The sequence below is a fragment of the Rhodococcus sp. 14-2483-1-2 genome (assembly GCF_002259405.1).
Classification (GTDB): Bacteria; Actinomycetota; Actinomycetes; order Mycobacteriales; family Mycobacteriaceae; genus Rhodococcoides.
The window spans coordinates 355,771-382,515 of the sequence record NZ_NPFW01000022.1 but is presented as its reverse complement, the minus strand read 5'-3'; the positions used below and the strand labels follow the sequence as shown (position 1 = coordinate 382,515).

Here is a 26,745-nt window from a genome sequence, read left to right as displayed (position 1 = left end):
TGGCCCGGGGGTAACCGACCATCTGGTCGAATCTGCGAATGCAACGTGCGAAAAGCCGCAAAACGGACAATCGTTTCTCATTCGTAGCCACCGAGACGGCACAGCAGAACACACCGAACGGGTAGCTTGGACATCGATGACCGCAACACTGGCAGACCCTGTATCAGAGGTAGTAGCAGCAGCTCAGCGACTCCTCACCAAACGCACCGGAGCTCCGGTGACGTTGATCGACCCGGTGAATCTGGGGGGTAGCGGCCAAGCGATCGTGTTGCGAGTCCGAGTCTCCGAGAACCCGTTTCAGCTGCCCCGCACCCTGGTGATCAAGCAGGTTCGCGACCTGCCCGACGAATCGGAACTGCACGCCGAGCTCGCCGACATCTCCGGTTCCAGTGCCTTCCTTCGCGAGGCGGCGTCGTACCAGTTCGCCAACGCTCTGGCCACGGACAGCAGGCCAGGACCCGAGCTGCACGCCTACGATCTCGATGCGCGGCTGCTGGTTCTCAGCGATCTCGGCGACGCCAGTCCCATCACCACTCTGCTGCGCAACTCGGACGAAGCCGCGGTGACCAACTCGTTGATGGCCATGGCTCAGGCGCTCGGCCGCATGCACGCCGCCACCGTCGGCCGCGAGGACGACTTCGCGGCTCTCCTGCGCCGGGTGGGGCAACCCGACTCGACCGACGGGATCTCCGCCCAGATACCCGATGCGCTCGCCGAGGTTCCCGGCCTGCTGACCGATCTCCTCGGCGTCGGAACGACCCCGGATGCGATTCTCGATCGCGTCTCTCGCAGCGGGCGGTTGTTCGCGCACGGAGCCTTCCGTGCCTTCAGCCCGTCCGACCTGTGCCCCGACAACATCATCGTCAACGACGAAGGTGTGCGGTTCCTCGACTACGAGTGGGGCGGATTCCGTGACGCCACCCTCGACATCACCTATGCGCTGGCGTCGTTTCCGGGTTGCCTGTGCAGCTTCGAGCTCTCGCACGATCGCGAGCAGGCCATGATCGACGCGTGGCGCTCGGAAGTGGTGGGAATTTGGCCCGCGTTGGCCGACGACACCACGCTGGCGAGCAAGATCCTCGACGCGCGTCTGATCTGGGTATGGCTCAGCACCTACTGGTTCCTGCCCGACGATCACACCCGCATCGCAGCGGCGCGTGCTCACCATCTGTCGGTTCCGAGGTCGCAGGCGCTGATGTCGCGGTGGGCGGTCCTGGCAGACAGTGCTGCGCGCGTCGGCGAGACCGGTATCGCCGAGTACGCGACGTCGGTCGGAACCGCGCTGCGCACGAAGTGGGAGCGCTGAGGAAGACGTCGTTCGCGCATCCGGCGGTCGGATCGGTAGCGTTCGACCGGTGAGCGGCGGTTTCGGAAGTGACATCTCGGGCGGGGACATCTCGGGAAGCGACGAGTTCGGCGACGACGGACTCTTCGACACGCCTGCGGCACCGGAGGCCACGGTCGCCGAGTCCCGTCCGACGTCCACCTACATCAGGCCCGACGCCCCGCTGGCGGTGCGCATGCGTCCGACGAGCCTCGACGAGGTGGTGGGGCAGTCTCATCTGTTGGCTCCCGGTGCGCCGCTGCGCCGGCTCGTCGAGGGCTCCGGCGCATCCTCGGTGATGCTCTACGGTCCACCGGGAACCGGCAAGACGACGCTGGCGTCGTTGATCTCGGGCGCGACCGGACGCAAGTTCGAGGCGCTGTCGGCCCTGTCGGCCGGAGTCAAGGAAGTACGCAACGTCATCGAGCTGGCGCGACGGCGACTTCTCTCGGGCGAGCAGACGGTGCTGTTCATCGACGAGGTGCACCGCTTCTCCAAGACGCAGCAGGATGCATTGCTGGCAGCCGTCGAGAATCGCATCGTGTTGTTGGTCGCTGCGACCACCGAGAACCCGTCGTTCTCGGTGGTCTCTCCGCTGCTGTCCCGATCGTTGGTTCTGCAGTTGCAGCCGCTGGGATCCGAGGACATCGAGTTGTTGCTCACTCGCGCCGCGAACGATCCGCGCGGACTCGACGGTGCGGTGACCATCGCCGAGGACGCGATGGATCATCTGGTGCGTCTCGCGGCCGGTGACGCCCGACGAGCGTTGACGGCCCTCGAGGCGGCGGCAGGTGCCGCGACCGACGGAACGCTCGACCTCGCGACGGTCGAGGCCAGTGTCGACAAGGCCGCCGTGCGCTACGACCGCGACGGAGATCAGCACTACGACGTCATCAGTGCATTCATCAAGTCGATCAGAGGGTCCGACGTCGACGCCGCCCTGCACTATCTGGCGCGGATGATCACGGCAGGCGAGGACGCGCGGTTCATCGCGCGGCGCCTCGTCGTGCACGCCAGCGAGGACATCGGGATGGCCGATCCCACAGCGCTGCAGACGGCGACGGCCGCCGCCAGCGCCGTGCAGATGATCGGGATGCCCGAGGCGCGGTTGGCGCTGGCGCAGGCGACGATTCACCTGGCGACCGCGCCCAAGTCCGGTGCCGTGATCGGCGCACTCGGTGCGGCCATGGCCGACGTCGCGGCAGGCAAGTCGGGATCGGTTCCGCCGCATTTACGCGACGGCCACTACAAGGGAGCGCAAGGGCTGGGAAACGCCGTCGGGTATCGGTACCCGCACAGCAGTCCTGGCGGCGTACTGGGGCAGCAGTATCCGCCGGACGAACTGGTGGGCGTGAACTATTACGAGCCCACCGAACACGGTGCCGAGCGCGAAATCGCGACCAGGGTGGGGAAACTGCGGCGCATCATCCGAGGCCGATAGGCCCTCGAGTCGGCACAGGGTCTCGGACGCTAACCTGTATCAGTGCAGACCCATGAGATCCGCAGGCGTTTCCTCGACCATTTCGTGAAGGCGGGGCACACCGAAGTACCCAGTGCGTCGTTGATCCTCGACGACCCGAACTTGCTGTTCGTCAACGCGGGCATGGTTCCTTTCGTGCCGTTCTTCCTCGGTCAGCAGACGCCGCCGTACAAGACGGCGACGAGCGTCCAGAAGTGCGTGCGCACCCTCGACATCGAGAACGTCGGTATCACCACCCGCCACAACACGTTCTTCCAGATGGCCGGCAACTTCTCGTTCGGTGACTACTTCAAGCGCGACGCGATTCGGCACGCCTGGTCGTTGTTGACCGACAGCGTGGAGGACGGTGGGTACGGGTTCGATCCCGAGCGCATCTGGGCCACTGCATATCTCGACGACGACGAGGCGATCGAACTCTGGAAGGAGATCGCAGGCCTGCCCGACGAGCGGATTCAGCGTCGAGGAATGGCCGACAACTACTGGTCCATGGGCATTCCCGGCCCCTGCGGCCCGTGCTCGGAGATCTACTACGACCGTGGACCCGAGTTCGGTGCCGAGGGTGGTCCCGAGGCCGACGAGGATCGGTACATCGAGATCTGGAACCTCGTGTTCATGCAGAACGAACGCGGCAAGGGAATCAGCAAGGACGACTTCGAGATCCTCGGTCCGCTGCCGAAGCAGAACATCGACACCGGTATGGGCGTCGAGCGCGTCGCCTTCCTGCTGCAGGGCGTGGACAACGTCTACGAGACCGATCTCGTCCGGCCGGTGATCGCCAAGGCCGAGGAGCTCTCGGGACGCGCCTACGGTGCCAACCACGACGACGACGTGCGCTTCCGCGTCATTGCCGATCACGCCCGCACCGCCGCGCTGCTGATCTCCGACGGCGTCAACCCCGGTAACGACGGGCGGGGCTACGTACTGCGCCGACTGCTGCGCCGCATCGTGCGATCGGCACGCCTGCTCGGTGCCCCGGACGAGACGATGGCGCAGTTCGTCACCGTCGTGCGCGACACGATGGCCGAGTCCTACCCGAACCTCGTCACCGACTTCGATCGCATCCTCACCGTCGCAGTGGGGGAGGAGACGGCGTTTCTCAAGACCCTCACCTCGGGTTCGCGGCTGTTCGAGGGTGCCGCCGAGGCGGTCAAGGCGTCGGGCGCGAAGAAGATCGGCGGCGCAGAAGCATTCGCGCTGCACGACACCTACGGTTTCCCGATCGATCTGACGCTCGAGATGGCCGCCGAGGCCGGCCTGTCGGTCGACGAGGACGGTTTCCGGTCGCTGATGGCCGAGCAGCGCACCCGGGCCAAGGACGACGCCCGCGCCCGCAAGCACGCACACGCAGACCTCACGGTCTACAAGGATTTCGTCGACGGTTCGCCGACCGAGTTCACCGGATTCGACGAACTCGGCTCCGAGGCAACGGTATTGGCGTTGATCAAGAACGGTGTTCGCGTTCCGACCGCGGTTGCGGGCGAGAACATCGAGATCATCCTCGACCGCAGCCCGCTCTACGCCGAGTCCGGTGGTCAGATCGCCGACATCGGCACCATCACCGCACCCGGCCTCGGCGTCAAGGTCAACGACGTGCAGAAGATCGCCAAGAAGGTCTGGACGCACAAGTCCGTGGTCGAGTCGGGTCAGATCACCGAGGGCGACACAGTTCATGTCGACGTCGACCACGCGTGGCGCAAGGGTGCCACTCAGGGCCACTCCGGTACCCACATGGTGCACGCGGCGCTGCGACAGGTCCTCGGGCCGAACGCGACCCAGGCCGGATCGCTCAACAAGCCCGGCTACCTGCGCTTCGATTTCTCGTGGCAGGGCGCGCTCTCGGAGGCGCAGCGCGACGACATCGAGAATGTCGCCAACGATGCGGTCGGTTCGGACTTCGCGGTCAACACCATGGTCACCGACCTCGACAGTGCCAAGAAGATGGGCGCGATGGCCCTGTTCGGCGAGAACTACGGCGACGAAGTGCGCGTCGTCGAGATCGGCGGACCGTTCTCGATGGAACTGTGCGGTGGTACGCACGTGCGGCACTCGTCGCAGATCGGCCCGGTCACCATTCTCGGTGAATCGTCGGTCGGCTCGGGCGTGCGCCGAGTCGAAGCATTCGTCGGCCTCGATTCCTACCGCTATCTCGCCAAGGAACGCGCGCTGCTGGCCGGCATCGCGTCCTCGCTGAAGGTGCCGTCCGAGGAGGTCCCGGCTCGCATCGAGACCCTCGTCGAGCGTCTGCGTGTCGCGGAGAAGGAACTCGACGCGGTCAAGGCCGCTGCCGTGCTGGCCTCGGCGGGCGAGTTCGTCGGAAAGGCCGAGCGGTTCGGCGATCTGCGGGCGGTGATCGCGCAGGCACCCGACGGTGTCGGCGGCAACGACCTGCGCACCCTGGTGACCGATATCCGAGGCCGGCTGGGCGCGGATCCGGCCGTGGTGGTGCTGTTCGGCACCGTGAACGGCAAGGTCCCGTTCGTGGTCTCGACCAACAAGGCAGCTCAGGATGCGGGCATCGCGGCAGGCGATCTCGTGGCGGCCTTCGGTCCGAGCATCGGTGGCCGAGGCGGCGGCAAGCCCGAGCTGGCACAGGGGTCGGGATCGGACGTCGCCGGAATCGCAGCCGGTATCGACGCCGCCCGGGCTCGACTGACCGAACTCACCCACTGACGATCGTGGTAGCTCAGGGGCGCGGCCCCGATCGGCCGGGCGTCGACGATCCCGGCCGCGGCCGTCGTATCGGCATCGACGTCGGTAGTGTCCGCATCGGCATCGCCTCGAGCGATCCCGACGGTGTACTCGCCACGCCGGTCGAAACCGTGCCGCGATCGAAGATCAAGGGTCCCGAGGCGCCGGACGTGGTGCGTGTGGCGGAGATCGTCGCCGAATACGAAGCCGTCGAGATCGTGATCGGACTACCTCGGACGCTGCGCGGAGAGCGCGGCAGTGCGGTCGACGCAGCCGAGAGATTCGGCCGTTCCCTGCACCGGCGGTTGGGTGATGTGCCGATTCGGATGGCCGACGAGCGACTGACTACCGTGAGTGCTTCGCGCGCGCTACGGGACAGTGGAGTGCGAGCCAAGAACCAACGATCGGTGATCGATCAGGCTGCGGCGGTGGCGATACTGCAGGGCTGGCTCGACGAGCGCCGTGCCGTATCGGAACGTGCAGCGAACAATTCAGGATCGACGGAGGTCGACGAGTGAACTACGAAGGGTCCGATCGGGACCGGCGAGATGCGCGCTCGGACGAGGCGCACACCGACCCGATCGGCTATCGCGTGGACGAGGGCAGTGAGTTCCACCGCAGCATGCAGGGCCATCCGCAGCGTCAGGAGCCGCACCCTCGGGCCTCTCGCAACGCAGACCGGGAGCCCGGTCACGAGTCCGAGCGCGCAGCGGTGCCACAGGAGGTCGGTCGCAGCCGCGCCGCGACCCGCAAGGACCGAGCTGCGTCCAGCCGCAAGCGTCGCGGCCGGCTGGTGGCTCTGGTGCTCGGGCTCGTTCTGATCGTGGCAGTGGCGGGCGGAGGGTATTTCGCGGTGAACAAATTCGGCAATCGCACGACGCCGAACGCCGACTTCACCGCAGGCTCGCCGGGTGACGGTGTGGTGATTCAGGTTCATCCCAACGACACCGCGCAACAGATCGGTACCCAGGCAGCGGACAAGGGTGTGGTGGCCAGCTCGGGGGCGTTCCTCGAAGCAGCGCTCCTGAACAACGCCATCACCTCGGTTCAACCCGGCTTCTATCTGCTCACCAGCAACGTGCCTGCCTCGCAGGCCGTGGGTCAACTCGTCGACCCCGCATCCCGAGTGGGCAACATGGTGATCTCGGAGGGCCGCCAGCTGCACGACGCGCGCGACGTGAACACCGGTGCCGTGAAGAAGGGCATCTACACCCTGATCTCCGAGGCCAGCTGTGTGGACCGAACCGGTAGTGGAACCCCCACGTGCGTGAGCTATGACGACCTCAACGTGGCCGGCGCTGTGGACGACCCGGCTGCTCTGGGCGTTCCCGACTGGGCCACCGATCGCGTCGAGGGAGTCCCGGACCGCGATCGGCAGCTCGAAGGCCTGATCGCCGCGGGAACCTGGGACTTCGACCCCAGCGCGACTCCGACCGACATTCTGAAGCAGTTGGTGTCCGAGAGTGCGACCCGCTACGAGGACACCGGGATCCTCACCGCGGGCACCAACTCCGGGCTGACTCCGTACGACACTCTCGTCGCCGCGTCGCTCGTCGAGCGTGAGTCGCTGCCGCAGGACTTCAGCAAGGTGGCCCGGGTGATCCTCAATCGCCTCGCCGTGCCGCAGAAGCTCGAGTTCGATTCGACGGTCAACTACTCGCTCGATACGACCGAGGTGGCCACCACCGACGCCGACCGCGCCCGCGTCACCCCGTGGAACACCTATGCCAGCGAGGGGCTGCCGGCAACCCCGATCTCCTCGCCGAGTATCGGGGCGGTGCAGGCGGTCGAGATGCCTGCCGACGGTGACTGGCTGTACTTCGTGACCATCAACCAGGCGGGCGAAACCCTGTTCACCCGCAGCTACGAGGAACACCTGGCGAACATCACCAAGGTCGAGGGCGGCTTCCTCGACAGCGGCCGCTGACGTGCGCGCCGCCGTTCTGGGTAGGCCTGTCGAACACTCGAAGTCGCCGGTGCTGCACTGTGCTGCGTACCGCGCGCTCGGCCTCGCCGACTGGACCTACGAGCGCATCGACTGCACCGGCGAGCAGTTGCCCGGCCTGCTCGACGGTTTCGGTCCGGAATGGGTCGGCGTGTCGGTCACCATGCCGGGCAAGGTTGCGGCTCTGGCGTACGCGACCGAGCGGACCGCCCGGGCAGTGCTGGCCGGCTCGGCGAACACCCTGGTGCGCACCGCGACGGGTTGGCGCGCCGACTGCACGGACGTCGACGGAATCGTGGGTGCTCTGCGCGACGCCGGAGTCGAGGACCTGTCCGGTCGCACCGTGACGGTGGTCGGCGCAGGAGGAACGTCGAGGCCGGCGATCGTCGCGCTGGCCGGACTCGGCGCGACTGCGGTCACCGTCGTCGCGCGGTCGGCCGACCGCGCCCGGGACACACTGGACTGCGCCGTCGCCGCAGGGATGCGCGCAGAGTTCGCAGAGATGACCGACCCACGTCTTGCCACCGTCGCAGCGGAGTCCGCTGTGCTGGTCAGCACCGTCCCCGCGGCCGGAGCGGCGGATATCGCGTCGGATCTCGCCCATGCGCCCCTGGTCCTCGACGCCATCTACGATCCGTGGCCGACGCCCCTGGCAACTGCCGTGGACGCTGCCGGTGGAACCGTCATCAGCGGATTGTCGATGCTGCTCAATCAGGCGTACGGGCAGGTGGAACAGTTCACCGGCAGGCCGGCGCCGCGAGCGATCATGCGGGACGCGCTGTTCACCGTGTTGTGAGTTCGAGCCGGCGGTAGTCCACAGGCACCGAGTTGTGCACAGGGCAATGTCCCACCTGGGCTTTCGCCGCAACCGGTCGCCGCCTCGGTGCAACCCTTCGATCGTGACGATTGTGTGTGGTGCGGTCGTGGTCGGTGCCGTTGTCGGGCTGACGATGCGCCGGTGCCTGATCCGATGGAATCCTCGGCTCCTGCCGCTGCTGTCTGCGATCGGCACCGGATGGGTCTGGTGGCGGTTCGGCGGTACCGAGTACGCGGTTCCGTTGTGCGCGACGACCTGGTGGTTCGCCGCACTCAGCGCGGTCGACCTGCAGCGACGCCGGTTGCCGAACGCCCTGACCGTCCCCGGGGCGATTCTCGTGACGGTCGCGCTCGTGCTCACCGGTTCCGCGAAGGCGCTGCTGGGCGGCGCTCTGCTGTTCGCGATCTACCTGGTCGTTCACCTTCTTGCGCCCGCGGCGTTCGGCGCGGGCGACGTCAAACTCGCCTGGTCGGTCGGATCGATCGCGTGCGTCGGCGGCGGGGGAGGATGGGCGATCGCCGCGCTGTCGGCACCGGTGGCAACTGCCGTGGTGGGGACGATCGCCGCGGCGTTCGGGCACGGGCGAGCCCGCATCCCGCACGGCCCGTCCATGTGCGCGGCCACCCTGCTGGCATCCGCGGCGTCCCTGGCGTGAAAAGATGTTCGAGTGCTGCGCTGGATAACTGCCGGAGAATCCCACGGACCCGCTCTCGTCGCCATTCTCGAAGGAATGGTCGCGGGAGTAGAGGTGACCTCGGACGACATTGCCTCTCAACTCGCTCGTCGTCGCCTCGGCTACGGCCGTGGTGCCCGCATGAAGTTCGAGGCCGACAAAGTGACCCTCACCGGCGGTGTCCGCCACGGGCGCACCATGGGTGGTCCGGTCGCGATCGAGGTCGGCAACACCGAGTGGCCCAAGTGGGAGCAGGTGATGTCGGCCGACCCCGTCGACGACGCCGTGCTCGCGGATCTCGCCCGCAACTCCCCGTTGACGCGGCCCCGGCCCGGCCACGCCGACTTCTCCGGAATGCTCAAGTACGGCTTCGACGACGCTCGGCCGGTGCTCGAACGTGCCAGCGCGCGTGAAACCGCCGCCCGGGTCGCGATCGGCACCGTCGCCCGTCTGTTCCTGAAGCAGGCGTTCGGAGTCGAGGTGGTGTCCCATGTGATCTCCATCGGAGCATCCGACCCCTACGTCGGACCGCCGCCCGCAGGTGCCGACCTCGACGCGATCGACGCCTCTCCGGTGCGCGCCTTCGACAAGGCCGCCGAAGAATCGATGATCGCCGAGATCGAAGCAGCGAAGAAGGACGGCGACACTCTCGGCGGCGTCGTCGAGGTCGTCGTGCACGGCCTCCCCGTCGGCCTCGGATCGTTCGTCTCCGGAGAACGCAAGCTCGATGCCAGGCTGGCAGCAGCCCTGATGGGTATCCAGGCCATCAAGGGGGTCGAGATCGGGGACGGCTTCGAGACCGCGCGTCGACGCGGAAGCGTCGCCCACGACGAGATCAAGCCCGGCCCGGACGGAGTGTTGCGCTCGACCAACCGGGCAGGCGGCATCGAGGGCGGCATGACCAACGGTGAGGCACTGCGAGTGCGGGCGGCGATGAAGCCCATCTCCACGGTCCCGCGCGCGCTGGCAACGGTCGACATGACTACCGGAGACGAGGCGGTGGCCATTCATCAGCGCTCGGACGTCTGCGCTGTTCCGGCCGCCGGTGTCGTGGCCGAGACGATGGTCGCCCTCGTGGTGGCGCAGGCAGCGTTGGAGAAGTTCGGTGGGGACTCGCTGGCGGAGACGACGAGCAACGTCGACCACTACGTGAAGGGCACCGCCGCCCGACCTCCACGATGACCCCGTACGCGGTCCTCGTCGGACCGCCGGGAGCAGGGAAGTCGACGATCGGTCGACGGCTGGCCCAGGCTCTCGACCTGGACCTGTTCGACACCGATGTGGCCATCGAGCGAGACACCGGTCGTACGATCGCCGATATCTTCTCGCACGACGGCGAACCGGCCTTTCGGCAGATCGAGGAGCGCATAGTCGCCGGTGCTCTGGCCTCGCACGACGGGATCGTCTCCCTCGGTGGTGGTGCTGTGCTGTCGTCCGCGACTCGCGCCCTGCTGTCCGGGCACACCGTGGTGTACCTGGAAATCAGTGTGGCCGAAGGGCTTCGGCGTACCGGCGCGAACACGGTTCGGCCGTTGCTGGCCGGTCCTGACCCGCGTGCGAAGTATCAGGAACTGATGCGTCATCGGCGACCTCTCTACCGATCGGTGGCCACGGTGCGAGTGCGCACCGACAGTCGCAGCCCCGCTCGGGTCGTGGGTCAGTTGGTGACGAAGCTGACGGCGATCGCCCCTGTTCCCGGGCGCAATGCGAACGAGAGAAACCCCCAGTAGATGAAGGTGATTCGATGACAGAGCCAGTGCGCGTCCAGGTCGAAACTGCCAGCCCGTACCCGGTGATCATCGGCCGAGGTCTGTTGACGGACCTCGTCGACGAGCTCGCCGGAACGGCCACCGTGGCGATCTTCCACCAGCCTCCGCTGGCGGAGACCGCCGAGGCAGTACGAGCTGCGTTGGCGGACAAGGGAATCGACGCTCACCGCATCGAGATCCCGGATGCTGAGGACGGCAAGGATCTGGCAGTGGCCGGGTTCTGCTGGGAAGTTCTCGGCCGGATCGGTCTCACCCGCAGCGACGCCATCGTCAGTCTGGGCGGCGGAGCGGCAACGGACCTGGCCGGATTCGTGGCAGCGACCTGGATGCGCGGAGTTCGTATCGTCCACGTCCCGACGACGCTGCTGGCCATGGTCGACGCGGCCGTGGGCGGCAAGACCGGCATCAACACCGATGCGGGCAAGAACCTCGTCGGTTCCTTCCACGAACCCGCCGCCGTGTTGATCGATCTGGCCACGCTCGAGACCGTCCCGAAGAACGAGATCGTCTCGGGCCTGGCCGAGGTGATCAAGACCGGGTTCATCGCCGATCCGAAGATTCTGGACATCATCGAGGGCGATCCTGCCGCGGCGCTCGATCCGACCGGTGACGTTCTGCCGGAGTTGATCCGGCGCTCGGTCGAGGTCAAGGCGAAGGTCGTTGCGGCCGATCTGCGTGAGTCGAACCTACGCGAGATCCTGAACTACGGGCACACGCTCGCGCACGCCATCGAGCGGCGCGAGCAGTACCGCTGGCGTCACGGTGCCGCGGTGTCGGTGGGTCTGGTGTTCGCGGCCGAGCTGGGACGCCTGGCCGGTCGCCTGGACGACGCCACTGCGGACCGCCACCGTTCCATTCTCGAATCGGTCGGCTTGCCGGTCACCTACGACGAGCATGCGTTCTCGGACCTGCTCAAGGGCATGCAGACGGACAAGAAGAACCGGGCCGGGCTGCTGCGATTCGTGGTTCTGGACGGTCTGGCCAAGCCCGGACGGCTCGAGGGTCCGGATCCGGCACTGCTCGTCGCAGCATTCTCCGCGGTCGGTCGCGAGGCCCCGGCCACAGGTGGGTCGGCCATTCTGTTGTGACACAGTCGGCCCGACTGGGGGCCTGACGACAACGGGCGGTGATCGACGCAGTACAGCGTCGATCACCGCCCGTAGGTCGATGGGGGGAGTTCAGGAACCGTCGGCGCTGCCGTGCCTGCCGCGCTTGTCCAGCCGCGGCTTGCCGTCCGCGTCCACCGCCGAGAACACCTCGGTGTCGGCTTCGCCGTGCTCGGGAGCCCACTGAGTGTCGGTCCTCGTCGCCTCGGCCTGCGTTGCCGCTGCCCTACCCGACCGATTCTCCTGGCCGGCGTTGACCAGTTGGCGGTCGTGCGCGCGTTCGGCGTCCGATGTGGCCAACTTCTTCTTGGCCTCGCGGTTGACGATCTGTCGTCCCACGAACACCGCGACGCTGGCGGCGATGAAGATGGTGAGAATCGTGAACGCCGCTCCGGAGGTGAGCTCGAAGACCAGACCGTTCTGGCCCAGGCTGAAGTCGACGAAGAAGTCGACGATCCAGCTCAGGAGACCGCCGAGCAGTCCACCGACCGCAGCGGCTTTGAGCCAGACCATGGTCAGGTCCTCGCCGTCTTCGGGGTCGGGATGCTTACGTCGGTCGCGGATTCCGTCGATGCCGGCCCACACGATGATGATGAGCAGCACGAGGGCGTATGCCACCCAGCGCAGTGCCGATCCGCTCAGCGGCCACATCGACACAGCTGCCCCCAGCAGCAGTCGAACCACGACGTTGACCAATCCCATACTTATGCCACGCACTGCCCACCCAGTCATGCGGCACAGCATATCCGCACGTCGAAGTTCATGTGTCGCGGCCCACACGTTCGATGACCCGGTCGAGTGAAATGGGGCCTGTGGAACGACCGGTAATGTCGACGACATGCCTGCCGATTTCGGTGCCCGTCGTGGTGCCCTACGAGAACTGTTGGCCGCCGACGGACTCGATTCGATGTTGATCACCGATCTTCTCAACGTCCGATATCTGACGGGCTTCACCGGGTCGAACGCGGCATTGCTGGTCTCGGTGGCCGATTCGCCCGGTGACGAGGATCGGACGGTCATCTGCACCGACGGCCGGTACGTCACTCAGGTGGCCGAGCAGGTGCCGGCTCTGCGGGCCGAGATCGACCGGGCGTCCGCGGTGCACCTGCTCCGTTCGGGGTCGTCCGGCCGCGGCGGTCGAGTGGGTTTCGAGAGCCACGTGGTGACCGTCGACGCTCATCGCGCGTGGTCCGAGCTCGACGGCGCTGCGGAGTTGGTACGTGCACCGGGTGTCGTGGAGGCGTTGCGCATGGTCAAGGACGAGTTCGAGGTGGGGTTGCTCCGAGACGCCTGCCGCGCCGCTGACCACGCTCTGGCTCGATTGATCGGTGGAGGCGGTATCCGTGCAGGCCGGACCGAGCGTGAGGTCGCCCGCGAGCTGGAGTCGTCGATGCTCGACCACGGTGCCGATGCGATCTCGTTCGAGACCATCGTCGCTGCCGGAGCCAACTCGGCGGTTCCGCATCACCGGCCGACCGATGCGGTGTTGGCCGACGGCGATTTCGTCAAGCTCGACTTCGGCGCACTCGTCGGCGGCTACCACTCGGACATGACTCGGACCTTCGTCATCGGGACTCCCGCGCAGTGGCAGCGCGACCTGTACGAGCTGGTGCAGCGGTCCCAGACGGCCGGGCGAGAGGCGCTGGCACCAGGGGTGAACACCGCTTCGGTCGACGCGGCGTCGCGCTCGGTGATCGAGGACGCAGGGTACGGGGAGTACTTCCTGCACGGTCTCGGCCATGGCGTCGGCCTGGAAATCCACGAAGCGCCGGGAATCGCGAAGACGAGCACCGGTACACTGCTGAGCGGTGCAGCGGTCACCGTCGAGCCGGGTGTCTACTTCTCCGGTCGCGGCGGCGTTCGGATCGAGGACACACTCGTCGTTCGCGACGGGGGTCCGGAACTGCTCACCCTGACAAGCAAGGAACTCACGTCCGTCTAGCGCGGGCGGGAGCGAATCCCGCACGTGACCGACGGCGCGTCACGCGCACAAACGATTGAGGAGACGCGAAGCAAGTGGCTTCCACCAGCGATTTCAAGAACGGACTGGTTCTCAACCTGGAGAACCAGCTGTGGTCGATCATCGAATTCCAGCACGTCAAGCCCGGCAAGGGGCCCGCATTCGTGCGGACCAAGCTCAAGAACGTGCTCTCGGGCAAGGTCGTCGACAAGACGTTCAACGCCGGTGTGAAGGTCGAGACCGCAACGGTCGACCGCCGCGATATGACGTACCTCTACCACGACGGTAGCGACTACGTGTTCATGGACGCCGACACCTACGACCAGCTCTCGATCGGTGAGGCCACCGTCGGTGACGGCGCGCGCTTCCTGCTCGAGAACCTGCGCGTTCAGGTCGCCATGCACGAGGGTGTCCCGCTGTACGTCGAGCTTCCCGTCACCGTCGAGCTCGAGGTCAAGCACACCGATCCCGGCCTGCAAGGCGATCGCTCCACCGGCGGCACCAAGCCTGCGACCCTCGAGACCGGAGCCGAGATCTCGGTGCCGCTGTTCATCAACACCGGCGACAAGCTCAAGGTCGATTCGCGTGACGGAAACTACCTCGGGCGTGTGAACTCCTAACGTGTCATCGAAGAAGTCGACATCCTCCGCCTCGCAGAACGGTGCTCCCGGTGCGAAGAAGCTCGGTGCGCGCCACAAGGCCCGCAAGCGTGCGGTGGACTTTCTGTTCGAGGCGGAGGCGCGCAACGTCGACCCGGTCGACCTGACCACCGAGCGCATCGAACTCGCACGCGGCGACGACACGATCGCTCCCGTCAGTGATTACACCTCGACCTTGGTCGAGGGCGTCGCCGAGAATCTCGATCGACTCGACGGCGTGATCGCCGATCACCTCAAGGACTGGACGCTCACCCGTCTGCCTGCAGTCGACCGGGCCATCCTCCGCGTTGCGGTGTGGGAGTTGTTCCACGCCACCGATGTGCCACCGGTCGTCGCTGTCGACGAGGCCGTCGAGCTGGCCAAACAGCTGTCCACCGACGACTCGCCCGGCTTCGTCAACGGCGTGCTGGGTCAGATCGTCCTGGTCGCGCCGCAGGTACGTGCCGCGGCCGCGGCGGTCTCCAGCCGTACGCAGTCCGACGCGTCCGGTGCAGCGTCGGTCGACGCCGAGCAGTGATCGGACCTCCGACATTCATGTGACCGAACGCTCTGCGAGCCTGCTGGTCATGGTTCGCAGAGCGTTGCTAGGCTCTACGCAGTTCTTGTCAGACATCCTTTAACGATCCGTCCAGAGAGGCGGAGAAGGAGGTCGTAGTTTGCCTGCGCCCGAAAGCTCGCCCGCGAACCCCGCCGTTCGCGAATTGCTGTCCTCGGCCGATGTAGGACGCACCATCTCCCGCATGGCCCATCAGATCATCGAGAAGACGGCCCTCGATGCCGCGGACTCGCCGCGCGTGGTGTTACTCGGCATTCCCACTCGCGGAACCACGTTGGCGGAACGACTCGTCGAACGTATCGAGGCATTCTCCGGTGTGCGTCCTCCGCTCGGGTCCCTCGACATCACCCTCTACCGCGACGATCTGCGGAACAAGCCGCACCGTCCGCTCGAACGCACGTCGGTGCCCGCAGGCGGTGTCGACGACGCACTCGTCGTACTGGTCGACGACGTGTTGTTCTCCGGACGAACCGTCCGATCCGCGCTCGACGCTCTTCGTGACCTCGGCCGCCCCCGGGCCGTGCAGCTCGCAGTCCTGATCGACCGCGGCCACCGCGAGCTCCCGCTTCGTGCGGACTACGTCGGCAAGAACGTCCCCACAGCCCGTACCGAGGACGTCTCGGTGCTGCTCTCCGAACACGACGGCCGCGACGGGGTCAGCCTGTCCGAGGGAGGATCCGCTCGATGAAGCATTTGCTCTCGGTCGCCGACCTGACGGCCGAATCGGCCACGGAGCTTCTCGACGAAGCCGAACGATTCGAGCAGGCGCTTCTCGGCCGCGAAGTCAAGAAACTCCCGACACTGCGCGGACGCACCATCATGACGGTGTTCTTCGAGAACTCGACGCGTACCCGCGTCTCGTTCGAGGTGGCAGGCAAGTGGATGAGCGCCGACGTCATCAACGTCAGCGCCAGCAGCTCGTCGGTGTCGAAGGGGGAGTCCCTGCGCGACACCGCGATGACGCTGCGCGCCGCCGGTGCGGATGCGCTCATCGTCAGGCACCCGGCGTCCGGTGCCGCTCACCAGATCGCCCAGTGGACCGCCGATCAAGGAGCCGGCCTCGACGGTCGTTCCACAGGCTCCACTCCTGGTGGCGGCCCCGCGGTGATCAATGCCGGTGACGGTACCCACGAACATCCCACCCAGGCGCTGCTCGACGCCCTGACGGTTCGCCAACGACTCGGAGACATCGCCGGCCGACGAGTCGCGATCGTCGGCGACATTCTGCACAGCCGGGTGGCGCGCTCGAACGCGATCCTGCTGGCCAAGCTCGGTGCCGAGGTGGTGCTGATCGCACCACCGACCCTGCTTCCCGTCGGAGTGACCGGCTGGCCGGTGCGGGTCTCGCACGACATCGACGCCGAACTGCCCGGTCTGGACGCGGTGTTGATGCTCAGAGTGCAGGCCGAGCGAATGAACGGCGGGTTCTTCCCCTCCGCTCGTGAGTACTCGATCACGTACGGGCTCTCGCAGCGCCGGCTCGACCTGCTGCCCGAGCATGCCGTCGTACTGCACCCGGGTCCGATGCTTCGCGGTATGGAGATCGCGTCCTCGGTGGCCGATTCTCCGAAAACTGCAGTTCTGCAACAGGTTACGAATGGAGTTCACGTGCGGATGGCGGTGCTGTTCCGATTGCTGGTCGGTTCGGACGGGGGTGCATCGTGAACGCGCCTGCGACCTCCGTTCTGCTCCGCGGCGTCCTTCTGTACGGCGAGGGACCCGAAACCGACGTGATGATCACCGGCGAAGAAATCGTCGGAATCGGTTCGGACCTCGACGCCGACGATGCCGAGGTGATCGAAGCCCGCGGCCAGATTCTGCTGCCCGGATTCGTCGACATGCACACGCACCTGCGCGAGCCCGGCCGCGAGGACACCGAAACGATCGAATCCGGTTCGGCAGCAGCGGCTCTGGGTGGCTACACCGCCGTGTTCGCGATGGCGAACACCGATCCGGTTGCCGACTCGGTGGTGGTCACCGATCACGTCTGGCGTCGGGGACAGGAAGTCGGCCTCGTCGATGTCCACCCGGTGGGTGCGATCACCGTCGGTTTGAAGGGCAAGCAGCTCGCCGAGATGGCCACGATGGCAGCGGGAATCGGCCGGGTGAAGATGTTCTCGGACGACGGTCACTGCGTCGACGATCCACTGATCATGCGTCGAGCGCTGGAGTACGCGAGTTCACTCGGTGTGCTCATCGCTCAGCACGCCGAGGAGCCCAGGCTCACCGTCGGTGCCGTCGCACACGAGGGGCCCACTGCGGCGCGGCTCGGACTGGCCGGTTGGCCGCGCGCGGCAGAGGAATCGATCGTCGCACGGGACGCGCTGCTGACCCGGGACGCCGGTGCGCGAGTGCACATCTGCCATGCGTCCACCGCGGGAACCGTCGAGTTGATGAAGTGGGCACGCGGACAGGGCATTTCGATCACCGCCGAGGTCACTCCGCACCACCTGCTGCTGGACGATTCGCGGCTCGAGACGTACGACGCGATCAACAAGGTGAACCCGCCGCTGCGTGAGAAGTCCGATGTCGAGGCCCTGCGCAAGGGCTTGGCCGACGGTGTGATCGATTGTGTGGCAACCGATCACGCTCCGCATGCCGAACAGGACAAGTGCTGTGAGTTCTCGATCGCCCGGCCAGGGATGCTCGGGCTCGAAACCGCACTGTCCATCGTCGTCGACACGATGGTGACCCCGGGACTGCTCGATTGGCGCGGCGTGGCGCGGGTGATGAGCGAGCGTCCCGCTCGGATCGTCGGATTGGCCGATCAGGGGCGGCCCATCGAAGTCGGCGAGATCGCCAATCTCACGCTGGTGGACCCGAATGCGAGCTGGACCGTCTCGGGCAAGAGGCTGGCCAGCGTCGCGCACAACACGCCGTTCGAGGACATGACCTTCTCCTCGAAGGTGACCACGACCGTGTTGCGCGGACGAATCACCGTTCGCGGCGGAGTCGTGGCGAACAGGGCAGGGGAGTAGAGCCGTGGACAGAGTTCTCATCGTCATCGGATTCATCCTGTTCTGGGCGCTGATGATCGCGCTGATCTTCTGGGGTTGGCGCGGACGCCAGAAGCGGCAGGAAGAGCGAATCGGCGACTTCCCGGCCGTGCCCCAGGATCTCGGTGCCACCCACATCGAGCCCAGCACAGGCCTGTACGTCGGCAGCACCATCGCGCCGAGCTGGCAGGACCGCATCGCCGTCGGCGACATCGGCCACCGCGCCACCGGTGAGCTGTCGCGACACGAGAAGGGCATTCTGCTCGACCGAGACGGCGAATCTCCCATCTGGATTCCGGCCGAATCGATTCGCGCGATCCGCACCGAACGCGGGTTGGCAGGCAAGGTCATGACCAAGGACGGGCTCCTGGTCATTCGCTGGGAGTTGCCGACGGGGACCGAGATAGACACCGGCTTCAGGGCCGACGACAAGCAGATCTACCCGGTGTGGACAGCGAGTTCCACCGGAGAAACCAAGGAGGAAACCGCGTGAGCAGCGCAGTTCTTGTTCTGGAGGACGGCCGGACATTCCGCGGCACCACATTCGGCGCACAGGGGCGCACCCTCGGCGAGGCCGTGTTCTGCACCGGAATGACCGGCTACCAGGAGACACTCACCGACCCGAGCTACCACCGACAGATCGTCGTCGCGACCGCGCCGCAGATCGGCAACACCGGCTGGAACCAAGAGGACGGTGAAGCCGCGAGCGCCCAGGATCCCAACAAGATCTGGGTGGCCGGATACGTCGTCCGCGATCCGGCTCGCCGCACCTCGAGCTGGCGCTCGACCGGAACGCTGCAGGATCAGCTCAAGGCCCAGAACGTCGTGGGCATTGCCGGAATCGACACACGCGCCCTGGTACGGCACCTGCGCACCCGCGGCTCCATGCGTGCGGGAGTGTTCTCGGGTGACGCGCTCGGCACCTCGGACGAGATGCTCGAGCAGGTGGTCGGCCAGCCGTCGATGCTCGGTGCCGACCTCGCCGGTGAAGTGACCACCGGAGCGGGCTACACCATCGAGCCGTCCGGTGACGCTCGATTCACCGTCGTCGCAGTCGATCTCGGTATCAAGACCAACACTCCGCGGATGTTCGCCGAGCGCGGTATCCGCGTGCACGTGGTGCCGTCGAACACCTCCATCGAGCAGGTTCTGGAACTGAACCCCGACGGCGTCTTCCTGTCCAACGGACCGGGCGACCCGGCCACGGCCGACACCAGCGTCGCGTTGACCAGGCAGGTACTCGAACGTGAGCTGCCGCTGTTCGGTATCTGCTTCGGCAACCAGATCTTCGGGCGGGCACTGGGCCGTGGCACCTACAAGATGAAGTTCGGCCACCGCGGCATGAACATCCCGGTCATCGAGCACACCACCGGTCGCATCGCGATCACCGCGCAGAACCACGGATTCGCACTCGAAGGCGAAGCGGGCGAGGAGTTCGACACCGACTTCGGCCGCGCCCGGATCAGCCACACCTGCGCCAACGACGGCACCGTCGAGGGCGTCGAACTGATCGGCGGCAGCGCCTTCTCGGTGCAGTACCACCCCGAGGCCGCGGCGGGTCCGCACGACGCCGCCTACCTCTTCGACCGTTTCACCAGCGTCCTTCAGGAGAAGAAGTAATGCCACGCCGCACAGACCTGAACCACGTCCTGGTCATCGGATCGGGCCCGATCGTCATCGGCCAGGCCTGCGAGTTCGACTACTCCGGCACCCAGGCCTGCCGAGTGCTGCGCGAGGAAGGACTCCGCGTCAGCCTCGTCAACTCCAACCCCGCGACGATCATGACCGACCCCGAGTTCGCCGACGCCACCTACGTCGAGCCGATCACCGCGGAGTTCATCGAGAAGATCTTCGCCCGCGAGGCCGAGCAGGGTCACCCCATCCAAGCTGTGCTCGCCACCCTGGGTGGGCAGACGGCGCTCAATGCCGCTGTCGCACTGCATGATCAGGGCATTCTCACCAAGCACGGCGTCGAGCTGATCGGTGCCGACTTCGACGCCATCCAGCGCGGCGAGGATCGACAGAAGTTCAAGGACATCGTCGCCAAGGTCGGTGGCGAATCCGCCAAGTCGGCCGTCTGCTACACGATGGACGAAGTGCGCGAGACCGTCGCCGAGCTCGGCTTCCCGGTCGTCGTACGTCCGTCCTTCACCATGGGAGGTCTCGGATCGGGACTGGCCTACAACGACGAGGACCTGACCCGCATCGCCGGCGGCGGGCTCGCGGCCTCGCCCACGGCGAACGTCCTCATCGAGGAGTCCATCCTCGGCTGGAAGGAATACGAGCTCGAGCTGATGCGCGACGGCCGCGACAACGTGGTCATCGTGTGTTCCATCGAGAACGTGGATCCCGTCGGTGTGCACACCGGCGACTCGGTGACCGTCGCGCCTGCGATGACGCTGACCGACCGCGAGTACCAGAAGATGCGCGATCTCTCCATCGACATCCTGCGCGAGGTGGGCGTCGACACCGGCGGCTGCAACATCCAGTTCGCGATGGATCCGGCGGACGGGCGCCTCGTCGTCATCGAGATGAACCCCCGCGTGTCGCGCTCGTCGGCGCTGGCGTCGAAGGCCACCGGTTACCCGATCGCGAAGATGGCCGCCAAGCTGGCCATCGGCTACACCCTCGACGAGATCGTCAACGACATCACCCGCGAGACCCCGGCGTGCTTCGAGCCGACCTTGGACTACGTGGTCGTCAAGGCACCCAGATTCGCGTTCGAGAAGTTCCCCGGTGCCGACGGCACGCTGACCACGACGATGAAGTCCGTCGGTGAGGCGATGTCGATCGGCCGCAACTTCACCGAGGCATTCGGCAAGGTGATGCGCTCGCTCGAAACCAAGCGCGCGGGGTACTGGACCGGCCCCGACGTCGAGGCGGAGAGCCTCGACGCTCTGCTGGCGGACCTGTCCGTTCCTCAGGACGGCCGGATGTACGGAATCGAGAAGGCGTTCGCGATGGGCGCCACCCTCGAGCAGCTCTTCGAGGCGACCAAGATCGACCCGTGGTTCCTCGACCAGTTCCAGCAGATTCACGAACTCGGCGTCCAGGTTCGCGAGGCGGCCGAATTCGACGAGGCGCTGCTGCGGCAGGCGAAGTACCACGGGCTGTCCGACCGCCAGATCGCCGCTCTGCGCCCCGAACTCGACGGCGAGGACGGAGTGCGTGCGCTGCGCGACGAGCTCGGCGTGCACCCGGTCTACAAGACGGTCGACACCTGCGCCGCCGAGTTCGAGGCCAAGACGCCGTACCACTACGGCACCTACGAGCTCGACCCCGACGCCGAGACCGAGGTGGCTCCGCAGCCGGACCGGCCCAAGGTCCTGATCCTCGGATCGGGTCCCAACCGCATCGGTCAGGGCATCGAATTCGACTACAGCTGTGTGCACGCAGCGCTGACGCTGTCCGAGGCCGGCTACGAGACGGTCATGGTCAACTGCAACCCCGAGACCGTCTCCACCGACTACGACACCGCCGACCGCCTGTACTTCGAGCCGCTGACCTTCGAGGACGTTCTCGAGGTGTACCGGGCCGAGGCCGCCTCGGGAACGGTGCGCGGGGTCATCGTCCAGCTGGGCGGGCAGACCCCGCTCGGCCTGGCGAAGCGGCTGAAGGCCGCGGGCGTCCCGATCGTGGGAACATCGCCCGAGGCCATCGATCTCGCCGAGGACCGCGGCGAGTTCGGCAAGGTCCTCGACGCGGCAGGCCTGCCCGCTGCCAAGTACGGCACGGCGACCACGTTCGACGGGGCCCGTGAGATCGCGTCGGGCATCGGCTACCCGGTACTGGTCCGCCCGTCCTACGTTCTCGGCGGACGCGGCATGGAGATCGTGTACGACGAGGCATCGCTCGCCACGTACATCTCGAACGCGACGGAGATCTCGGACGACCGTCCGGTTCTGGTCGACCGGTTCCTCGAAGATGCAGTCGAAATCGACGTCGACGCACTGTGCGACGGCACCGAGGTCTACATCGGCGGCATCATGGAACACATCGAGGAGGCCGGTATCCACTCCGGCGACTCGGCGTGCGCGTTGCCTCCGATCACCCTCGGCAAGACCGACATCGAGAACGTCCGACGGTCCACCGAGGCTCTGGCGAAGGGCATCGGCGTGCGCGGCCTGCTCAACGTTCAGTACGCGCTCAAGGACGACATCCTGTACGTCCTCGAGGCCAACCCGCGTGCGAGCCGCACCGTTCCGTTCGTCTCCAAGGCGACTGCCGTGCAGCTGGCGAAGGCATGCGCCCGAGTGATGCTCGGGGAGACCATCGCCGAGCTGCGGACCGCAGGCATCCTGCCCGAGACCGGGGACGGTGGCACCGTCCCGGCCGGTGCCCCGATCGCAGTCAAGGAAGCGGTGTTGCCGTTCAACCGGTTCCGTCGTGCGGACGGAACCGGAGTGGACACCCTGCTCAGCCCCGAGATGAAGTCCACCGGCGAGGTGATGGGAATCGACTTCGATTTCGGTACCGCATTCGCCAAGAGCCAGACCGCCGCGTACGGCTCGTTGCCCGCGGGCGGCGCGGTGTTCGTATCGGTGGCCAACAAGGACAAGCGATCACTGATCTTCCCGGTGAAGCGACTCGCGGATCTGGGCTTCACGATCCTGGCAACCGAAGGTACCGCCGATGTGTTGCGGCGCAACGGAATCAAATGTGAGCAGGTCTACAAGCAGTCCGGTGAGGATGTGCCGGAGGGGGAACGGACCATCGTCGACCGGATACTCGCCGGGGACATCGCCATGGTGATCAACACCCCGTACGGCAACTCCGGCCCCCGCGTCGACGGGTACGAGATCCGGAGCGCCGCAGTGGCGCAGAACATTCCGTGCATCACCACGGTGCAGGGCGCGTCCGCGGCGGTGCAGGGCATCGAAGCCGGAATCGCCGGCGGAATCGGCGTCCGCTCGTTGCAGGATCTGCATGCGGGATTGAAGCAGGGGCTGGGAGTGGAGCCTGCGGAACGACCCGGGAATGGGGGAGTGGAGTGAGCCATCATCGCAGTTGGTCGGATCGGTTGCGCGCCGCGGTCGCGGCGCGCGGTCGACTGTGTGTCGGAATCGATCCGCATCCGGCGCTGCTCGAGGCGTGGGAGTTGCCACGCTCGGCGGACGGTCTCGAGGTGTTCGCCGAGCTCTGCGTCGAGGCGTTCGTCGGTGAGGTGGCGATCGTCAAGCCTCAGGTGGCGTTCTTCGAGGCATACGGATCCGCGGGGTATGCGGTCCTCGAGCGCACCGTCAGTGTGTTGCGCGACGCGGGCACCCTGGTGATCGCAGATGCCAAGCGCGGCGATATCGGCACGACGATGGATGCGTACGCACAGGCCTGGCTCGAGCCCGACTCTCCGTTGTCCTCGGATGCTGTCACGGTGTCGCCGTACCTGGGTGTGGATTCACTGGGGGAGACGGTCGATCGTGCAGTGCGACACCAGCGAGGTCTGTTCGTGCTGGCTCGAACCTCCAATGCGGAAGGCGCTGCTCTGCAGCAGGCGGCGACGTCGAACGGCGGGTCGGTGGCTCAGTCGATCGTCGACGCGGCGGCGACGCGTAATCGCATCGATGCCGACACGCTTGGCCTGGTCGTGGGTGCCACTCGTGATCACGGTCTCGACCTGTCGAACTACACCGGACCCATACTCGCGCCGGGTCTGGGAGCGCAGGGAGCGACGGTGGCCGATCTCGCGGAGATCTTCCGTGATTCGCGTGAGCTGTTGCTGCCCAACTCCTCTCGGGGTGTCCTGGCCGCAGGACCGTCGGTGACGGCATTGCGCGACGCGGCGATGCGGTTGCGCGACGAGATCGAAGCCGGTCTCGCATAGTCGACGCTGCTGCGCTCCGGCACGCGGGGGTGAGTTAGCGGTGAACGCGAGTCGTCGGTACGGTCGCTAGCGCTGCCGACGAACAGTGCGGATCTCCGGTGCGGAGCGCCGATGACCGTGGTCCGTGGCAGTGGAACACCGATGGTCGACGTGCCGACAACGATCGTGTGCGTCGTACCGCCCAGAACGAGAAGACGGAGGAACCGACAGTGGCCCTTCCCCAGTTGACCCCCGAGCAGCGTGCCGCTGCCCTCGAGAAGGCAGCGATCGCACGGAAAGCGCGCGCCGAGCTCAAGGAGCGCCTCAAGCGCGGCGGCACCGATCTCAAACAGGTGCTCAAAGATGCCGAGACGGACGAGATTCTCGGAAAGATGAAGGTCTCCGCGTTGCTCGAGGCCCTGCCGAAGGTGGGCAAGGTCAAGGCCGCGGAGTTGATGACGGAATTGGAGATCGCGCCCACCCGACGACTGCGCGGTCTCGGCGATCGGCAGCGCAAGGCGCTGTTGACGAAGTTCGATTTCGAGGCCTGACGGCGGTGAGTGACGCTGCGGCGACCTCGGCCCCGGAGACGAAGCGCGGCCGGTTGGTGGTGCTGTCCGGACCCTCCGGCGTCGGCAAGTCCAGTGTCGTTCGGCTCGTTCGCGCGGCGCTGCCCGAGCTGGTCTTCAGCGTGTCGGTCACGACGCGATCGCCGCGGCCGGGCGAGGTGGACGGTCAGGATTACCACTTCGTGTCGGCCGGCGAGTTCGATCGGATGATCGCCGACGACGAGCTGCTCGAGTGGGCGAGCATTCACGGTGGCCTGCAGCGGTCGGGGACTCCGGCTGCACCCGTGGAGGCCGCGCTCGAGGCGGGCAGCCCGGTGTTGCTCGAGCTCGATCTTGCCGGTGCCCGTGCCGTGCGGGTGTCCAAGCCCGAGGCTCTGCTGGTGTTCATGGCACCACCGACGTGGGACGATCTGGTCTCTCGCTTGGTCGGACGCGCGACCGAGGAGAGTGCGGCCACCGAGCGGAGGCTCGAGACCGCACGGGTGGAATTGGCCGCACAGAACGAGTTCGACACGGTGGTTGTCAATACCGATGTCGACCATTCGTGCGAACAGTTGGTATCCTTGTTGGTCGGTAGGTCGTCGGTCGGCAACAGCTGACCAGTTTCACGGCGCACGAGGCCCCGACCAGCTAGTTCGTAGCACCAACGATGCAATTTCAGGAGATCATCAGTGAGCAGCATTTCAGCGGCCGTTTCCGACTTCGACGGACGCAGCGCTCTGCCGGCCTACGACACGCCGCTCGGCATCACCAATCCGCCCATCGACGAGCTGCTCGCCCGCACCTCGTCCAAGTACGCCCTCGTGATCTACGCAGCCAAGCGTGCGCGTCAGATCAACGACTACTACAACCAGCTCGGTGACGGCATCCTCGAGTACGTGGGACCGCTGGTCGAGCCGGGTCTGCAGGAGAAGCCGCTGTCGATCGCTCTCCGCGAGATCCACGCGGACCTCCTCGAGCACACCGAAGGCGAATAAGAACCTCACAGAGGACATCTGACTTGCACGTTGTCGTCGGAGTCGGCGGAGGTATCGCCGCCTACAAGAGTTGTTCGCTCATCCGCAGTTTCACCGAGAGCGGGCATCAGGTACGGGTGATTCCGACCGCGTCCGCTCTGGAGTTCGTCGGGCGCGCGACGTTCGAGGCGCTGTCCGGGCAACCGGTGCAGACCGGGGTCTTCGCGGACGTGCCGGAAGTCCCGCACGTGCGCCTGGGTCAGGAGGCGGACCTCGTCGTCGTCGCCCCCGCCACTGCGGACCTCATGGCCCGCATCGCCGGGGGACGTGCCGATGACCTTCTGACGGCCACCCTGCTCACCGCGCGGTGTCCGGTGGTGCTTGCTCCCGCGATGCACACGGAGATGTGGGAGCACCCCGCCACGGTCGCGAACGTCGCGACCCTTCGCTCGCGCGGTACGCACGTGATCGAACCTGCATCGGGTCGTCTGACCGGGCGAGACACCGGGTCGGGTCGGCTGCCGGAGCCGGACGAGATCTTCGCGCTCTCGATGCTGGTGACCGAGCGAGCGGATGCTCTTCCCCGGGACCTCGAAGGACGCCATGTTCTGGTGTCTGCCGGCGGCACTCGCGAGCCTCTCGACCCGGTCCGCTTTCTGGGCAATCGAAGCTCCGGAAAGCAGGGATACGCCCTGGCGCGAGTGGCCGCGCAACGCGGAGCCCAGGTGACGCTGGTCGCCGGGTACACCAGCGACCTCGACGCGCCGGCCGCGGTGGACGTGGTGCACGTCAAGACGGCGTCGGACATGCAGGACGCCGTTCGCAAACTTGCCGTCGGTGTCGACGCAGTGGTGATGGCGGCCGCGGTCGCCGACTTCCGCCCGGAGTCCATCGCAGGAAGCAAGATCAAGAAGGGTTCCAACGAGCCGTCGTCGATCCCGCTGGTTCGCAACGACGACATACTCGCCGGCCTCGTTTCCGCTCGCCGCGACGGAGAACTCGAATCGTCGACGGTCATCGTCGGATTCGCCGCCGAGACCGGAGACGCGGACGGAGACGTGCTGACCTATGCGCGGGCCAAGCTCGAACGCAAGGGCTGTGACCTGCTCGTGGTCAACGCGGTCGGTGACGGCAAGGCATTCGAGGTGGACCACAACGACGGCTGGTTGCTCGGGTCCGACGGTTCCGAGGCTGCACTCGGCGAGGGCTCCAAAGCCTTGCTCGCGAGCCGCGTACTGGATTCGGTAGCGCAGATGCTCGGCGCGCGGAGTCCTCGACCGAGTTCGAATCCGTGATGATGCCGAGGGTGCACGAGCGATGTCGCACCGGCTACCGTGCTGAGCACCACGTGTAGTGCCGTAGAGGTTTGCCTGGCTCCGGCAGGGGCGATAACACCGAGGGAACGTCAAATTTTCGTGGAGTGCCCGACCGGCGCGAGGCGTCGGGT

Annotated in this window: 25 protein-coding genes; 24 read left to right on the top strand and 1 reads right to left on the bottom strand. The window is 66.5% G+C overall.

Annotated elements, in window-relative coordinates:
* Positions 1–136 precede the first annotated feature (136 nt).
* The 10 genes from CH295_RS22750 (at position 137) to aroB (ending at position 11,784) form a co-directional block, all read left to right on the top strand.
* Positions 137–1,306, top strand: coding sequence for a protein kinase family protein (locus CH295_RS22750; protein ID WP_037189411.1), 1,170 nt, complete (start codon positions 137–139; stop codon positions 1,304–1,306).
* 49 nt (positions 1,307–1,355) lie between these two features.
* Positions 1,356–2,765: a replication-associated recombination protein A gene (locus CH295_RS22745; RefSeq protein ID WP_170946025.1), complete on the top strand. Its 1,410-nt coding sequence runs from the start codon at positions 1,356–1,358 to the stop codon at positions 2,763–2,765.
* Positions 2,766–2,807: 42 nt separating this feature from the next.
* Positions 2,808–5,474 carry an alanine--tRNA ligase gene (gene alaS, locus CH295_RS22740; protein ID WP_094741982.1) on the top strand — a complete coding sequence of 889 codons (2,667 nt, stop codon included), beginning with the start codon at positions 2,808–2,810 and terminating at the stop codon, positions 5,472–5,474.
* A gap of 5 nt (positions 5,475–5,479) precedes the next feature.
* Positions 5,480–6,010: a Holliday junction resolvase RuvX gene (gene ruvX / locus CH295_RS22735; protein WP_094634349.1), complete on the top strand. Its 531-nt coding sequence runs from the start codon at positions 5,480–5,482 to the stop codon at positions 6,008–6,010.
* On the top strand, positions 6,007–7,419 hold the full coding sequence (locus CH295_RS22730) for an endolytic transglycosylase MltG (RefSeq protein WP_094634350.1): 1,413 nt from the start codon (positions 6,007–6,009) through the stop codon (positions 7,417–7,419). The genes ruvX and CH295_RS22730 overlap by 4 nt, the downstream gene beginning before the upstream one ends.
* Before the next feature lies 1 nt (position 7,420).
* On the top strand, positions 7,421–8,233 hold the full coding sequence (locus tag CH295_RS22725) for a shikimate dehydrogenase (protein ID WP_094741981.1): 813 nt from the start codon (positions 7,421–7,423) through the stop codon (positions 8,231–8,233).
* Between the two features lie 103 nt (positions 8,234–8,336).
* Positions 8,337–8,909 carry a prepilin peptidase gene (locus CH295_RS22720; RefSeq protein ID WP_252342146.1) on the top strand — a complete coding sequence of 191 codons (573 nt, stop codon included), beginning with the start codon at positions 8,337–8,339 and terminating at the stop codon, positions 8,907–8,909.
* A 12-nt stretch (positions 8,910–8,921) separates the two neighbouring features.
* Entirely contained in the window at positions 8,922–10,109 is a 1,188-nt protein-coding gene (gene aroC / locus CH295_RS22715; protein ID WP_094634352.1) for a chorismate synthase, read from the top strand.
* A complete protein-coding gene (locus tag CH295_RS22710) occupies positions 10,106–10,657 on the top strand; it encodes a shikimate kinase (RefSeq protein WP_094741980.1) in 552 nt (183 codons plus the stop codon). The genes aroC and CH295_RS22710 overlap by 4 nt, the downstream gene beginning before the upstream one ends.
* Positions 10,658–10,671: 14 nt before the next feature.
* The gene (aroB, locus tag CH295_RS22705) at positions 10,672–11,784 is read left to right on the top strand and encodes a 3-dehydroquinate synthase (RefSeq protein ID WP_094741979.1); all 1,113 of its coding nucleotides are present in this window, start codon (positions 10,672–10,674) and stop codon (positions 11,782–11,784) included.
* 90 nt (positions 11,785–11,874) lie between these two features.
* Here aroB and CH295_RS22700 read toward each other — a convergent pair whose 3' ends face one another.
* Positions 11,875–12,534, bottom strand: coding sequence for a B-4DMT family transporter (locus tag CH295_RS22700; protein ID WP_094741978.1), 660 nt, complete (start codon positions 12,532–12,534; stop codon positions 11,875–11,877).
* Between the two features lie 106 nt (positions 12,535–12,640).
* On the opposite strand from CH295_RS22700, the gene CH295_RS22695 reads away from it, so the two are divergent.
* From CH295_RS22695 to coaBC, 14 genes are all read left to right on the top strand, one after another.
* Positions 12,641–13,744: a M24 family metallopeptidase gene (locus CH295_RS22695; protein ID WP_094741977.1), complete on the top strand. Its 1,104-nt coding sequence runs from the start codon at positions 12,641–12,643 to the stop codon at positions 13,742–13,744.
* 74 nt (positions 13,745–13,818) lie between these two features.
* Entirely contained in the window at positions 13,819–14,382 is a 564-nt protein-coding gene (gene efp, locus CH295_RS22690) for an elongation factor P (protein WP_027496978.1), read from the top strand.
* Position 14,383: 1 nt separating this feature from the next.
* Positions 14,384–14,938: a transcription antitermination factor NusB gene (gene nusB, locus CH295_RS22685; protein WP_037189400.1), complete on the top strand. Its 555-nt coding sequence runs from the start codon at positions 14,384–14,386 to the stop codon at positions 14,936–14,938.
* A 139-nt stretch (positions 14,939–15,077) separates the two neighbouring features.
* The gene (pyrR, locus tag CH295_RS22680) at positions 15,078–15,665 is read left to right on the top strand and encodes a bifunctional pyr operon transcriptional regulator/uracil phosphoribosyltransferase PyrR (RefSeq protein WP_037189399.1); all 588 of its coding nucleotides are present in this window, start codon (positions 15,078–15,080) and stop codon (positions 15,663–15,665) included.
* Positions 15,662–16,642 carry an aspartate carbamoyltransferase catalytic subunit gene (locus CH295_RS22675; RefSeq protein ID WP_094741976.1) on the top strand — a complete coding sequence of 327 codons (981 nt, stop codon included), beginning with the start codon at positions 15,662–15,664 and terminating at the stop codon, positions 16,640–16,642. The genes pyrR and CH295_RS22675 overlap by 4 nt, the downstream gene beginning before the upstream one ends.
* Positions 16,639–17,955: a dihydroorotase gene (locus CH295_RS22670; protein ID WP_094741975.1), complete on the top strand. Its 1,317-nt coding sequence runs from the start codon at positions 16,639–16,641 to the stop codon at positions 17,953–17,955. The genes CH295_RS22675 and CH295_RS22670 overlap by 4 nt, the downstream gene beginning before the upstream one ends.
* A 4-nt stretch (positions 17,956–17,959) precedes the next feature.
* The gene (locus CH295_RS22665; RefSeq protein ID WP_094634359.1) at positions 17,960–18,466 is read left to right on the top strand and encodes a PH-like domain-containing protein; all 507 of its coding nucleotides are present in this window, start codon (positions 17,960–17,962) and stop codon (positions 18,464–18,466) included.
* Complete coding sequence (carA, locus tag CH295_RS22660) at positions 18,463–19,593, top strand: glutamine-hydrolyzing carbamoyl-phosphate synthase small subunit (protein WP_094741974.1); 1,131 nt, start codon at positions 18,463–18,465, stop codon at positions 19,591–19,593. Before CH295_RS22665 ends, carA begins: the two co-directional genes overlap by 4 nt.
* On the top strand, positions 19,593–22,967 hold the full coding sequence (carB, locus tag CH295_RS22655) for a carbamoyl-phosphate synthase large subunit (RefSeq protein ID WP_094634361.1): 3,375 nt from the start codon (positions 19,593–19,595) through the stop codon (positions 22,965–22,967). The genes carA and carB overlap by 1 nt, the downstream gene beginning before the upstream one ends.
* Positions 22,964–23,794: an orotidine-5'-phosphate decarboxylase gene (gene pyrF / locus CH295_RS22650; RefSeq protein ID WP_037189393.1), complete on the top strand. Its 831-nt coding sequence runs from the start codon at positions 22,964–22,966 to the stop codon at positions 23,792–23,794. The genes carB and pyrF overlap by 4 nt, the downstream gene beginning before the upstream one ends.
* Positions 23,795–24,003: 209 nt before the next feature.
* Positions 24,004–24,324 (top strand): integration host factor, actinobacterial type, encoded by a 321-nt coding sequence (mihF, locus tag CH295_RS22645; protein WP_027496987.1) that lies wholly within the window; start codon positions 24,004–24,006, stop codon positions 24,322–24,324.
* 5 nt (positions 24,325–24,329) lie between these two features.
* Positions 24,330–24,941: a guanylate kinase gene (gmk, locus tag CH295_RS22640; RefSeq protein WP_094634362.1), complete on the top strand. Its 612-nt coding sequence runs from the start codon at positions 24,330–24,332 to the stop codon at positions 24,939–24,941.
* Positions 24,942–25,013: 72 nt separating this feature from the next.
* Positions 25,014–25,319: a DNA-directed RNA polymerase subunit omega gene (gene rpoZ, locus CH295_RS22635; protein ID WP_032377808.1), complete on the top strand. Its 306-nt coding sequence runs from the start codon at positions 25,014–25,016 to the stop codon at positions 25,317–25,319.
* Complete coding sequence (coaBC, locus tag CH295_RS22630) at positions 25,316–26,593, top strand: bifunctional phosphopantothenoylcysteine decarboxylase/phosphopantothenate--cysteine ligase CoaBC (RefSeq protein ID WP_052047494.1); 1,278 nt, start codon at positions 25,316–25,318, stop codon at positions 26,591–26,593. The genes rpoZ and coaBC overlap by 4 nt, the downstream gene beginning before the upstream one ends.
* Positions 26,594–26,745 lie beyond the last annotated feature (152 nt).

What these genes read in the sequence shown, in the direction of transcription:
- CH295_RS22750 (WP_037189411.1), top strand. Translation starts at nt 137, where the DNA reads ATGACCGCAACACTGGCAGACCCTGTATCAGAGGTAGTAGCAGCAGCT.
- CH295_RS22710 (WP_094741980.1), top strand. Translation starts at nt 10,106, where the DNA reads ATGACCCCGTACGCGGTCCTCGTCGGACCGCCGGGAGCAGGGAAGTCG.
- aroB (WP_094741979.1), top strand. Translation starts at nt 10,672, where the DNA reads ATGACAGAGCCAGTGCGCGTCCAGGTCGAAACTGCCAGCCCGTACCCG.
- CH295_RS22700 (WP_094741978.1), bottom strand. Translation starts at nt 12,534, where the DNA reads ATGACTGGGTGGGCAGTGCGTGGCATAAGTATGGGATTGGTCAACGTC.
- CH295_RS22695 (WP_094741977.1), top strand. Translation starts at nt 12,641, where the DNA reads ATGCCTGCCGATTTCGGTGCCCGTCGTGGTGCCCTACGAGAACTGTTG.
- CH295_RS22675 (WP_094741976.1), top strand. Translation starts at nt 15,662, where the DNA reads ATGAAGCATTTGCTCTCGGTCGCCGACCTGACGGCCGAATCGGCCACG.
- carB (WP_094634361.1), top strand. Translation starts at nt 19,593, where the DNA reads ATGCCACGCCGCACAGACCTGAACCACGTCCTGGTCATCGGATCGGGC.